This is a genomic window from Pseudomonas sp. PDM32, from assembly GCF_019219225.1.
Classification (GTDB): Bacteria; Pseudomonadota; Gammaproteobacteria; order Pseudomonadales; family Pseudomonadaceae; genus Aquipseudomonas; species Aquipseudomonas laurylsulfatiphila.
This window is the reverse complement of record NZ_JAHUWE010000007.1, coordinates 229,885-242,500: the sequence shown is the minus strand read 5'-3', so window position 1 is coordinate 242,500 and position 12,616 is coordinate 229,885. Positions and strand designations below refer to the sequence as shown.

General features: G+C 61.6%; 10 protein-coding genes. 4 read left to right on the top strand and 6 right to left on the bottom strand.

The window, feature by feature from the left end:
• Positions 1-20: 20 nt before the first annotated feature.
• Positions 21-1,241: an acyltransferase gene (locus KW846_RS15540; protein ID WP_218483220.1), complete on the bottom strand. Its 1,221-nt coding sequence runs from the start codon at positions 1,239-1,241 to the stop codon at positions 21-23.
• Entirely contained in the window at positions 1,241-3,103 is a 1,863-nt protein-coding gene (locus tag KW846_RS15535) for a bifunctional O-antigen ligase/aminoglycoside phosphotransferase family protein (protein WP_218483218.1), read from the bottom strand. The genes KW846_RS15540 and KW846_RS15535 overlap by 1 nt, the downstream gene beginning before the upstream one ends.
• A 154-nt stretch (positions 3,104-3,257) precedes the next feature.
• On the opposite strand from KW846_RS15535, the gene msbA reads away from it, so the two are divergent.
• A complete protein-coding gene (msbA, locus tag KW846_RS15530; RefSeq protein ID WP_218483216.1) occupies positions 3,258-5,060 on the top strand; it encodes a lipid A export permease/ATP-binding protein MsbA in 1,803 nt (600 codons plus the stop codon).
• 176 nt (positions 5,061-5,236) lie between these two features.
• Positions 5,237-6,661 (top strand): bifunctional D-glycero-beta-D-manno-heptose-7-phosphate kinase/D-glycero-beta-D-manno-heptose 1-phosphate adenylyltransferase HldE, encoded by a 1,425-nt coding sequence (gene hldE, locus KW846_RS15525; RefSeq protein WP_218475980.1) that lies wholly within the window; start codon positions 5,237-5,239, stop codon positions 6,659-6,661.
• An 88-nt stretch (positions 6,662-6,749) separates the two neighbouring features.
• Here hldE and KW846_RS15520 read toward each other — a convergent pair whose 3' ends face one another.
• From KW846_RS15520 to KW846_RS15505, 4 genes are all read right to left on the bottom strand, one after another.
• On the bottom strand, positions 6,750-7,718 hold the full coding sequence (locus KW846_RS15520) for a hypothetical protein (protein WP_007977441.1): 969 nt from the start codon (positions 7,716-7,718) through the stop codon (positions 6,750-6,752).
• A gap of 32 nt (positions 7,719-7,750) precedes the next feature.
• Positions 7,751-8,563, bottom strand: a complete 813-nt coding sequence (locus KW846_RS15515) for an aldo/keto reductase (RefSeq protein ID WP_104451584.1) — start codon at positions 8,561-8,563, stop codon at positions 7,751-7,753.
• Entirely contained in the window at positions 8,560-9,735 is a 1,176-nt protein-coding gene (locus KW846_RS15510) for an FAD-binding oxidoreductase (RefSeq protein WP_218483213.1), read from the bottom strand. Before KW846_RS15510 ends, KW846_RS15515 begins: the two co-directional genes overlap by 4 nt.
• Positions 9,736-9,936: 201 nt before the next feature.
• Positions 9,937-10,269, bottom strand: a complete 333-nt coding sequence (locus KW846_RS15505) for a multidrug efflux SMR transporter (RefSeq protein ID WP_007977444.1) — start codon at positions 10,267-10,269, stop codon at positions 9,937-9,939.
• Positions 10,270-10,372: 103 nt separating this feature from the next.
• Between KW846_RS15505 and KW846_RS15500 the strand changes: the two genes are divergently transcribed.
• The gene (locus KW846_RS15500; RefSeq protein ID WP_015093203.1) at positions 10,373-11,275 is read left to right on the top strand and encodes a LysR family transcriptional regulator; all 903 of its coding nucleotides are present in this window, start codon (positions 10,373-10,375) and stop codon (positions 11,273-11,275) included.
• Between the two features lie 11 nt (positions 11,276-11,286).
• A complete protein-coding gene (waaA, locus tag KW846_RS15495) occupies positions 11,287-12,564 on the top strand; it encodes a lipid IV(A) 3-deoxy-D-manno-octulosonic acid transferase (RefSeq protein ID WP_218483211.1) in 1,278 nt (425 codons plus the stop codon).
• The last annotated feature ends 52 nt before the right edge of the window (positions 12,565-12,616 follow it).

The following is a 12,616-nucleotide window of genomic DNA, read 5'->3' as shown; positions in this document are numbered from 1 at the left end:
GGGGGGCAAGGGGGGATGGCTCAGCGTTGTTGAGCCGACTTCTCCAGTTCTTTCCCGGCCTTCCTGTTCTGGCGCAACCAGTGCAGGGTTTTCTTGCCGGCATTGATGCCGGGCCTTTCGATGTACTGGTAAGTCAGACTGCTGATGATGATCAACAGGCAACTGCACACGGCCAGCAACGGCAGGAAGACCCAGGCTTGCCGAGCATCAAGATGCAACAACGGCGGTAGTCGCTGCAGCAGAATCCAGAGCACGAAACCGTGCAGCAAATACGTGCTGTAGCTGATCTCCCCGAGCCAGCGAATGCTGCGTGGCCTCAGGGCGCCGAACAGGGTATTGCCGGATGCCACGATCACAAAAAACAGTGACAGCAGCAGTAGCGCCCCCAGGTTGAATGCACGGCTGAACACCGTAAAGGCGATGGCCAGGGCGAGCAGGGCGATGATGCCCGCCAGTGGAGTCAGGCTCCAGGCGACCCATTGTGGTCGGCGAATCCAGTACGCTGCAGCGATGCCACCGAGAAAGCTGGCCAGGAAGTGCTTCTTCAGCGAGTGTTCCCAGCCGAGCACCTGGTACAGGGCGTAGATGCCGATCAGGCACAGCACCGTCTGCATCCAGCCACCGCGATAAATGAACACCATGGCGGCCAGTGGCAGGGCCAGGTAGAAAAAAACCTCGTACCCCAGCGTCCAGGTGACATTGGAGATCAGCATGCCCGTCTGGTGGTATTGGTTGACGTCTGGCCGGTCGAAGGTCAGCCAGGCAAGGGTCTGGCCGATGAGCTGGATACCGGAGTCCTTGAGTTCCCAGTCCTGCAGATAGAACACGCAGACAAACACAGTCAACATCAGCGGCAGGTAGAGCGGGTAGAGGCGAAATAGCCGCGATACCGCAAATGCCAGCCAGTCGTGTCGCCGCCGGTGGGTGAGCAAGCGGTCCCAGAACAGAAAGCCGGTGATCATGAAGAAGAGGGCAACACTGCCCTGGCCGAGCTGCGAGTAGAAATTGCTCGGTGGGAAATCGATCACGCCGGTTCGCAGAAAGATCCAGGTAATGACCGAGTGGTGCACGAACACGCCGAAAGCCAGATACCCGCGCAAGCCGTCGATGCTGGCAAAGCGGCTTTCACCGCCATGCTCCAGCTGTCGGGTGAATGCTGGCACCGTGCGCAGCAGTAGCGCAGCGGTCGCGATGGCAAGCAGATAGCCCGTCATCGCGATAAGCGGATTGGTTTCTGTCATCAGTGAGCCTGGGCCGGAGGATTCGCCGCCAGCACTTGCCTGTGCAAATTATCCACGTCGGCTTTCGAGGCCGCCGCGGCGTATCCCTGCAGTAACGCTTCGAAGTGGTCTTCGAACAGCCAACGCCGGTCTTCTGCGTAGCGCTGCATATGGCGCAGGTTACGCCGACGCAGGGACGGGCTCAATGATGAAGGGTAGATTCGCAGGTCGGCCAGGTCGATCAGGCCGAACTCGCCGTCCTCCAGCACCAGCACATTGCCCAGGTGCAGGGAGCGGAAGTAGATCCCTTTCTGATGCAGTTGAGCCATGAACCTGCCGAAGCGCTCCACCAGTGCCTGGCGCACCGCCGGGGCGGTGATGCCTTGCAGGATCTGGCGCAGCGTGTTGCCCGGCAACGGCGAGTAGTGCACCGCGGTGCTGCCGTCTTCGAACCGGTAGAGATCGAGGATTTGCGGGGTCGGGATGCCCATGCTGCGCAGTTGCACACTGTTGACGGCAAAACGATCGGAATAGGGCGTGAAACTGCCCGAGGTATACCAGCGACGCCGGCGGAACAGCTTGAGAAAGCTGCCGTCGGTCAGACGCAGGACTTTGGGCCCCAAACCGTCTTCTTCGATGACCCGGGCATCGGCCGTCAGTTGCTGCAGGGCGCTTGGCGCCGCGGCCTTGATCTGCGTGTCCAGCAGGCGTCTGGCCCGTTGATTGATACTCAATGCGGCGATCAGCGCCAGGGGGATCCACAGCAGGAACCAGTGCTCCTTGGGGCGCGAGATAATCCCGCCACCTTCAGTCAGGCCTGCGCCGATACCGAAGGCCAGCCAGGCCGAGGCAATGATGAACAGCGGTTGCACGCGATGGCGCCGGCTACTGATGAGGCCCCATGCGAGGAAGAACAGCCATGGCAGCAGGCCGATAATGCCGACGTAGTAGAGCACACCCAGGGCAAAGCTATGGGGCTCTTGCAGGGTGTAGCCGACGCCCGGGTCCAGGGTCAGCCGGGCGTTGTAGCCATGTCCGATCCACGGATGTTCAGCGATCCTGCCCAAGGTCAATTGCCAGAGCTCGATGCGGAAGGAACTGCCTCTTTCGATGATTTTGTCCGCTAATAGCGCGAAAGTCGCCGCTCCGGCGATGAACATGGAGGCAAGCAAGAGGACCGAGCGTCGATTCCAGCAGATGAAACCCAGCCACAGCGCAGCGAATGTCAGTGCAACCAGTGGCGTCCTGGAGCCGGTGGCCAGCACGGTGGCGAACATGATCGCCATCGCTGGCAAGCTCAACCAAAGAATCCGGGGGCGCTTGCAGGTCATGCTCAGGCTTAGCCAGTAGGTACAGAAAAAGCCGAAGACGTGGGAGCTGAGCAGTGGATTATCGAACGCGCCGACACCGATCAGGCGCATTTCCGGTTGGTAGATCAGGTCAAACCTGTAGAGGTTATAGGCGGAGATGATCAACGCCAACGTCGCGGCGCAGAACAGCAGGGGTTGAATGATTTCGCTGCGATAGCGCACCAGCAGGTAGCAGCCAACGAACAGCATCAGGGTGTGCAATGGCGGTTTGAACTGGCCAAATTCGATTTCGTCGCCCGGCCCCCAGGACAGGCTGAGCAGTGCCCACCCCACAAACAGCAGGGCTGCAATGACGATCGGTTCGTGCAGCAGCTCCTTGGCGAGCCGCGGCCGCAGGCACAGTGCAATCAGTGCCGGAATGCTGAACAGGCCATAATAGAGCTTGTGATGCACACTGCGCCCCGGCAGGAAAAACAGTGCACAAAGCAGCAATAAGTAACCGAGCGGAAGGATCCACAAACAAATGAAATCGAAGATTCTGTTGGACGTGCTGTTCAAAGCGTTTAATTGCATGCTGAGTAACTTATTCCTGAATTGAGCGACCGTACCAAGGCAGGGACAGCGGGTGGCGATTTGACGTGCCACAATACACAGACTGTATGCGATTGCCAGAACCCTGGGGAAGCTGTGCTAAAGTCAGCGTCCTTTTCATCGACATTCGCGTGATATGACCGACTCCAGTCTCTCCGCAAGCCCATCGAGCTTGAAAATCTACTTCCGCCTGCTCGGCTATGTCCGGCCGTATATCAGCCTGTTCCTGATCAGCATCGTCGGTTTTCTGATTTTCGCTTCGACGCAGCCAATGCTGGGCTACATCCTCAAGTACTTCGTCGACGGTCTATCCAATCCTGAAGCGGCGCTGTTTCCAACCGTGCCCTACCTGCGCGACCTGCAACTGCTGCAGGCGGTGCCGTTGCTGATCATCCTGATCGCCGCGTGGCAGGGGTTGGGGTCGTACCTGGGCAATTACTTCCTGGCCAAGGTTTCCCTGGGCCTGGTCCATGACTTGCGGGTCCAGTTGTTCAACAACCTGCTGGTGTTGCCGAACCGGTATTTCGACAAGCATAACTCGGGGCACCTGATTTCACGTATCACCTTCAACGTGACCATGGTCACGGGGGCGGCAACAGATGCGATCAAGGTCGTAATTCGTGAAGGCATGACGGTGGTCTTCCTGTTTGCCTCGCTGTTGTACATGAACTGGCGCCTGACGCTGGTAATGGTCGCCATCCTGCCGCTGATTGCCATCATGGTGCGCACGGCCAGCAAGAAATTCCGCAAGCAAAGCAAGAAAATCCAGTTGGCCATGGGCGACGTGACGCACGTGGCGTCCGAAACGATCCAGGGCTATCGCGTGGTGCGCAGCTTCGGCGGTGAAAAATACGAAGAGAAACGCTTCTTCGACGCCAGCCAGGGCAATACCGACAAGCAATTGCGCATGACCCGCACCGGCGCCATCTATACGCCGCTGCTGCAACTGGTGATCTACACCGCCATGGCCGTGCTGATGTTCCTTGTGCTGTTCCTGCGTGGCGATGCGTCCGCCGGCGACATGGTGGCCTACATCACCCTGGCCGGCCTGCTGCCCAAGCCGATTCGCCAGCTGTCCGAAGTCAGCTCGACCATCCAGAAAGGTGTGGCCGGTGCTGAAAGTATCTTCGAGCAACTGGATGTCGAGCCTGAAGTCGATACCGGTACCGTCGAGCGTGATGTCGTCAGCGGCCGCCTGGACGTGCGCAACCTCAGCTTTACCTACCCTGACACCGAGCGTCAGGTGCTCAATGACATCAGTTTCTCGGTCGAGCCCGGGCAAATGGTGGCGCTGGTGGGGCGTTCGGGCAGCGGCAAGTCGACCCTGGCCAACCTGATTCCGCGTTTCTATCACCACGACAAGGGCGAAATCCTCATCGATGGCGTCGAGGTGGAACAGTACAAGCTGTTGAACCTGCGTCGGCATATCGCCCAGGTGACTCAGCACGTGACCCTGTTCAGCGACACGGTGGCCAACAACATCGCCTATGGCGACTTGGCGGGGGCACCCCGTGAAGACATCGAAAAAGCGGCCAAGGATGCCTACGCGATGGACTTCATCGCTCAATTGCCCGAAGGCCTGGACACCCAGGTCGGGGAAAACGGCGTGCTGTTGTCCGGTGGCCAGCGTCAACGCCTGGCGATTGCCCGGGCGCTGTTGAAGAATGCCCCGCTGCTGATTCTCGACGAGGCGACTTCGGCACTCGACACCGAGTCCGAGCGGCATATCCAGGCCGCCCTGGATCAGGTCATGAAAGGTCGCACCACGCTGGTGATCGCTCATCGCTTGTCGACCATCGAGAAGGCCGACCTGATCCTGGTCATGGATCAGGGGAAAATCGTCGAGCGCGGCACCCACGAGCAACTGCTGGCGCAAAACGGCTACTACTCGCGCCTCAACGCGATGGGCCTCGACGCCCCGGCCGAAGACATCGCCTGACCCCGAAAGGGCGAGCCTGGCTCGCCCTTTCGTGCCGGTGCCGTCGCCTGGCGGGTCTTCTGCTCAAAAAATGAGCAAAAATACCCGGCAAATCATCCCGTTGCAGCCACCGCACAAGCCGACGCCAACCCTGTGTTAATATCGCGCCCCTGTTCATTCTGTATGTGGGTTGCACCATGAAGTTGTCCATGCCGCGATTCGATCAAGCCCCTGTCTTGGTGGTCGGCGATGTCATGCTCGACCGTTACTGGCATGGTGGTACCTCACGGATTTCCCCTGAGGCGCCGGTGCCGGTGGTCAAGGTCGATCACATCGAGGACCGTCCGGGCGGCGCTGCCAACGTTGCCTTGAACATTGCCGCCCTGGGGGCTCCGGCCTCGCTGGTCGGTGTAACCGGCGACGATGAAGCCGCCAATAGCCTGGTCAACAGCCTCAAGGGCGCTGGCGTGCGGGCCATCTTCCAGCGCATTGCGCACCAGCCGACCATCGTCAAGCTGCGGGTCATGAGTCGTCACCAGCAACTGCTGCGCATCGACTTCGAAGAACCCTTCGCCACCGACGCGCTGGCGCTGGCCGCGCAGGTCGACGAGTTGCTCGAAGGCATCAAGGTGCTGGTGCTGTCCGACTACGGCAAAGGCGCACTGAAAAATCATCAGGCGCTGATCCAGGCCGCCCGGGCCCGCGGCATTCCGGTGCTGGCCGATCCAAAGGGCAAGGATTTTTCGATCTACCGTGGTGCAAGCCTGATCACGCCGAACCTCAACGAATTCGAAACCATCGTCGGTGGTTGCGCCGATGAACACGAGCTGGTCAACAAGGGCGCGCAGCTGATGCACGACCTGGACCTCGGTGCCTTGCTGGTGACCCGTGGCGAACACGGCATGACCTTGCTGCGTCCGGATCATCCGGCGCTGCACCTGCCGGCCCGTGCCCGTGAAGTGTTCGACGTGACCGGTGCCGGCGATACAGTGATTTCCACCCTGGCAGCAGCGATTGCCGCGGGTGAAGAACTGCCTCACGCCGTGGCCCTGGCCAACCTGGCAGCCGGTATCGTGGTGGGCAAGCTCGGTACGGCGGCCATCAGTGCGCCGGAACTGCGTCGTGCGATCCAGCGTGCGGAAGGTTCCGAGCGCGGTGTGCTGGGTCTTGAGCAACTGTTGCTGGCGGTCGATGATGCCCGCGCGCACAACGAGCGGATCGTGTTCACCAACGGTTGCTTCGACATCCTGCATGCCGGCCACGTGACCTATCTGGAACAGGCGCGGGCCCAGGGCGATCGCCTGATCGTCGCGATCAACGACGATGCATCGGTCAGCCGCCTGAAAGGGCCGGGCCGTCCGATCAACAGTGTCGACCGGCGCATGGCGGTGCTGGCCGGCCTGGGCGCGGTGGACTGGGTCATCAGTTTCCCGGAAGGCACCCCGGAAAACCTGCTGAGCGCGATCAAGCCGGACGTGCTGGTCAAGGGTGGCGACTACGGGATCGACCAGGTGGTCGGCGCGGACATCGTGACGGCCTACGGCGGTACCGTGAAAGTGCTGGGGCTGGTGGAAAACAGCTCGACCACGGCGATTGTCGAGAAGATCCGCAAGTCCGAATGAGGCCATAAACGATCGCAGCCTGCGGCAGCTCCTACACAGGTGTACACATAACCCTGTAGGAGCTGCCGCAGGCTGCGATCTTTTGCTTTTAAGAGCTGACCTTCTTGCGCGGCACGATTTTCTTCAGCAGCAGCTTGGCCTTCCCGCGTAACCGCGCCAAACCCGAATCCTTCCCCGGCGGGGTCAACCCCTGCTGCCTCACCCAGTCCTTCCAGCGAATTCGTTCATCGCGCACCAGCCAGCCTTCCTGTCGGGCAAAACTCTCGGCCAGGTACAGGCCGCGCGTGCTGGCCGGGTGCAGTTGATCCTTTTTCAGGGTGTAGAGCTCAGCCATCGGGTGGCCGTCCTGCAAGGGCATCAAGTACAGATCGGGGCGCTTGCGATCGAGACGGGCGACGAGTTGATCGCCTTCCAGCCTTTCATCGACATGGAACAGACTCAGGGATTTGGCTTCCTTGGGAACGTCCAGGCGCAGGTCGTAAATCAGTTGCAGCGACGCCGTCGGCAAATGCACGTAAGCCCGCGGACGCTCCATCAATGTCAGATTGGCGCAACGCACCGGCCGCGCCGAGCCGGACAATGGCGATAAGCGAAACGGCAGGGCTTCGCGGTAATGCAGGGCGGCCGAGTAAGGTGCCGGCAGCCAGGTGTCATTGAATCGGCCACCGAGCCAGCCTTCCGGAGTTTCCAGCAGGCATTCTTCGGCAATCTCCTGGATAGCCGTGTGCAGGGGGAGGTTCAGTTCGTGGGCCGGCACGTAACCGGAGATCAGCTTGAGCACCACGTCGCCACGGTCCTGCCGACGCTGACGCACCAGCACCCAGTAGTCGCGATTCTGCCAATGCAGGGTCAGGCGCACCGAGACCCCGAGATTGGCCAGCTCCAGGGCAAATCGTTCGCTGTCGCCGACCGTGACCGGCCGACGACGTTGCAGTGTCTGGGAGAAATTCAGCGGTCTGCCGACGCTCTGGTAGCTCAGGCCTTCAGGAGTCGCTTCGACGAATAACGGCAGGGTCTTGAAGTTGCTCGGGTTCTTTCTGATGAGCGTGCGCGACATGTCGGCTCCTGCTTAAGGCCGCGTGAGCGGCGTCAGTGGCTACGTAGGACCTGGGCAACGGTCGCGACATTGTGGGCGAGGTGCAGCGGATTGATGGTCCCGACAATAGCACTGGCAACGCCCGGATGTTCAAACAGCAACTCGAAACTGGCGCGCACCGGGTCCACGCCAGGACTCAGGCATACGTGACCGCTGGCGAGGGCTTTCTTGACCAGAATGGCTTTGCCGTGTGCAGCAGCATAGTCAATGACGGCCTTCTCGTTTTGTTCGTTCAGATTGTAGGTGACCATCGCGCAGTCGCCTTGCTCCAGCGCCTTCAATCCGCCTTCGACGGTCTTGCCGGAAAACCCGAAGCCGCCAATCTTGCCTTCGGCCTTGAGTTCGGCGAGGGTTTCGTAGACTTCGCAGTCATTGAGGATCGCCAGGTCGTTGCCATCGGAGTGCACCAGCACCAGATCGATGAAGTCCGTTTCCAGGCGTTGCAGGCTGCGTTCTACCGACATGCGCGTGTGTGCCGCGCTGAAATCGTGACGGGACTGGCCGTCGGCAAACTCTTCACCCACCTTGCTGACAATCACCCAATCCTGACGCTGGCCGCGCAGCAACGGGCCGAGGCGTTCTTCGCTGCGGCCATAGGCCGGGGCCGTGTCGATCAGGTTGATGCCCAGGTCGCGGGCAAGCTTGAGCAGCATGCGCGCTTCATCGTCATCGGGAATCCGGAAGCCGTTGGGGTATTTCACACCTTGGTCGCGGCCCAGTTTCACCGTGCCCAGGCCCAGGGGTGAAACCAGCAGGCCGCTGCTGCCCAGCGGGCGATGCAAGTCATGCAGGGTCGGTTGGCTCATGGCAACAGTTGCTCCCAGGCCGGTACGCTCATCGGTGGCTTCGGCAGTACAGGCAGTGCTGCCGGGTGGCCTGGCTGGATACCATCGCGGGTCAGGCTGGCGATGACCCGGTCAGCGAAGTCCGGCGCCAGGGCGAGTTTGGTTGGCCAGCCCACCAGCAGCCGGCCTTCTTCTGCGAGAAACGCATTGTCGGGGCGGGTTAGGCCCAATTGCAGGGGTTCGGCGCGATCCACGCGCAGGGTGGCCCACTGCGCTGTGCTCAGGTCGATCCACGGCAGCAACTGGCCGAGTTCTTTCTGTGCGGTGGCGATTTGCTCCGCAGGCTCACGGAGCACGCCTTCGCTTTCGGCGATGTCGCCACCCATGTACCAGACCCATTGACCGTCGGCGGCCGGGTGGGTGGTGACGGTAATGCGCGGTTTGGTGCCGCCGCCCAGGCAGTGGGCGTACAGCGGTTTGAGGCTCGGCCCCTTGGCGATGATCATGTGCAGCGGTCGACGCTGCATCGCCGGCTCGCTGAGGCCCAATGCTTCGAGCAGTTGCGCTGTGCCCGCGCCGGCGCTCAAGACGATGCGCTGGGCGCGGATCTCGCGCTCATCGACGATCAGGCCGACCAGCTTGCCACCCTCCAGCAGCGGTTCGATCTTCTGCCCGGCGAGCAAGCCGTCACCGGCGAGGTCGGCGAGGCGCTGGATCAGGCTCGGCACATCGATCACCAGTTCCGCCAGGCGATAGACCTTGCCCTTGAAGCGCTTGTCCTGCAGCGCGGGCGGCAACTGGTCGCCCTTGACCTGATCGACGCGCCCGCGCACGGCCTTGCTGGCGAAGAAGCTGGTCAGGTTGCCGGCGAGGGTGCCAGGGGACCACAGGTAATGGGCTTCAGAGAGCAGACGTACACCAGACAGGTCCAGCTCGCCGTCACCGGCCAGGGCTTCACGCCAGCGGCGCGGCATATCGGCGATGGCTTCCGAAGCGCCGGTCAGGGCTCCGTGCAATGCGTACTTGGCACCACCGTGGATAATGCCCTGGGACTTCACGGTCTGCCCGCCGCCGAGGCTGGCGCTTTCCACCAGCACGGTCGAAAAACCCTGGCGGCGCAGGCGCGCGTTCAGCCAGAGGCCGGCGACACCAGCGCCGACAATCAGAACGTCGGTGGAAATAACGGATGGCATGCAGCGACCTCTGTGTTCAAGACGAGGGCGCAGTATACAGACTCGAAGATTGGAGGGGCTGACGCCAGCACTCTCGAGCCAACGAGTAACCCAGTGGGAGCGAGCTTGCTCGCGATAGCGGTGGGTCAGTCAACATTGATGTTGAATTCCATGCCGTCATCGCGAGCAAGCTCGCTCCCACTGGGGGTCGCGTTTCGAGTTCTAATGCCCTGCAGTCTTGGAGAATAGCTGGATGACCACAACCCCCAGCACAATCAACGCCATCCCCAGCATCGCCGGCACATCCAGCTTCTGCCCGTAGATAAACAGCGCCGCGACGCTGACCATCACGATCCCCATGCCGGCCCACACGGCATACGCCACACCCACGGGAACGCTGCGCACCACCAGGGTCAGCATCCAGAAGGCAATGCCGTAGCCGAGGATGACCAGCACCAGTGGCAGCGGGGTGCTGAGGCCTTTGACGGCTTTCATCGAAACAGTGGCAATCACTTCGGCGCAGATGGCAATGGCCAAGTAGTAGTAAGCGGTCATGGGTCAATCCTCGTGTGAAGTGTTGCTCTCTGAGGTCGGCATTCTAGTGATTCGCCAGATGCGGTAAAGTCATTACCTATCTGTTTTGAAGATGGGTTGAGCCATGAGCATGCAATGGAATCTGGAGCAGTTGCGGTTGTTTGTCAGCGTAGCGGAGCAGCGATCGTTTTCTGCCGTGGCGCGGGATCAGCGCAAGGCGCAGTCGGCGGTCAGCAGTGCGATAGCGTTGCTGGAGGATGACCTTGGCGTCAGCCTGTTCGACCGCAGCAGCGGCCGTCAGCCGAAGCTCACTGAAGCCGGTACCGCGTTGCTGGACGAAGCACGGGAAGTGTTGCGTCAGTGTGAACGGCTCAATGGCCGGGCATTGGCGATGATGCGTGGCCAGGAGGCCCGACTGCGCGTGGCCCAGGATGAGGCGATGCCTTATCAGCCGATCATCGAAAGCTTCGAGGCCCTGGCGGAAAAATTCCCCAGCCTTGAAGTGCAACTGACCAGTGCCGCCCAGGGCGATGTCGCGCGCAAGCTGGTGGAGCGGCGCGCCGATCTGGGGTTGCTGTTCTTTCACGATCAGATTCCCGAGGCGCTTGAGCGTCGCGTGCTGGGCAGCGTGGAAATGGTTACGGTGTGCGGCAAGGATCATCCGTTGGCGGGCAAAGGCACGGTCGACGGCCAGCAATTGGCGCAGCATCGGCAGTTGCTGATGTCCACGGAGTCGAGCATTTATCCCGGCAGTGATCCCGCCAGCCCGCAAGTCTGGCGCGCCGACAGTTTCTATGTGATGGCCGAATGGCTGGTGCGGGGCCTCGGCTGGGCGTGGTTGCCGCGCCACGTGGTGCAATACCCGACCTATCAGAACCAGATGGTCGAACTGGTCAGCGAATGGACCCCGCCGGCCCTGGTGGTGGAGTTGGTATGGCGCCGGGACGAACCGCTTGGTCCGGCCGCGCGCTGGCTTGCCGAACGTTTTGCCGTGCACTTGCAGACGATTGGCGAAAAAAGCCGATAAACTCCGCCGCCATGAATAGAACTCTCTACACCGCGCTGTTTTATCTGGGGCTGCCACTGGTAGCGATTCGGCTTTGGCTGCGCGCGCGCAAGGCGCCGGCGTACGCCAGGCGCATCGGCGAGCGCTTCTCCTGCGGGATGCCGGCGATGAAACCGGGCGGCATCTGGGTGCATGCCGTGTCGGTGGGCGAAAGCATTGCTGCCGCGCCGATGATCCGAGCCCTGCTGGCGCGTTATCCGACTCTGCCGATCACTGTGACCTGCATGACGCCGACCGGTTCGGAGCGCATCCTCGCGCTGTTTGCCAATGAGCCGCGCATCCAGCACTGCTATCTGCCTTACGATTTGCCCTGCGCCGCCCGGCGCTTCCTCGATCGGGTCCGGCCAAAACTGGCGGTGATCATGGAAACCGAGCTGTGGCCCAACCATATCCATCAATGTGCCAAGCGCGGGATTCCCGTGGCGCTGGCCAATGCGCGACTGTCCGAGCGTTCGGCCAAGGGCTACGGCCGGTTCCGCAAGCTGACCCAGCCGATGCTGGCCGAGATGAGCCTGTTCGCGGTGCAGACCGAGGCCGAAGCCCAGCGCTTCCGTGATCTGGGTGCGCGACCGGAAACCGTCGAGGTCACCGGTTCGATCAAGTTCGACCTGACCATCGACCCGCAACTGCTCGAGCGCGCCAGTCAGTTGCGCGGGCAATGGCAGGCGCTGGAGCGACCGGTGTGGATCGCGGCCAGTACCCATGACGGCGAAGACGAGGTCGTGCTGGCGGCTCATCGTCAGTTGCTGGCCAGTCACCCCGATGCGTTGCTGATTCTGGTGCCGCGTCATCCGGAACGCTTCAATTCGGTTTACGGGCTGTGCCAGCAACAAGGGTTTGCCACCGTCCGGCGCTCCAGTGGCGACGCGGTCAGTGCCGATACTTCAGTGTTGCTGGGCGACACCATGGGCGAGTTGCTGTTTCTCTACGCCCTGGCTGACAGTGCCTTCGTCGGCGGCAGCCTGGTGCCGAACGGCGGGCATAACCTGCTGGAGCCGGCGGCCCTCGCCAAACCGGTGCTGAGCGGGCCGCATCTTTTCAACTTCCTCGAAATCGCTGCGCAGTTGCGCAGTGCCGGGGCGTTGCAGGAAGTGGAGGATGCCGAAGGGTTGGCGGTGGCGGTGCAGCGGCTGTTCGAACTGCCGCGTGATGCACAGCACATGGCAGAGGCCGGGTTGAAGGTGATGCGCGCCAACCAGGGGGCGTTGCAGCGCTTGCTGGACGGGTTGGGGCGGTTGATCGAGCGGTAGACCGAGTCGTCTGGCAGAAAAAGATCGCAGCCTGCGGCAGCTCCTACAGCAG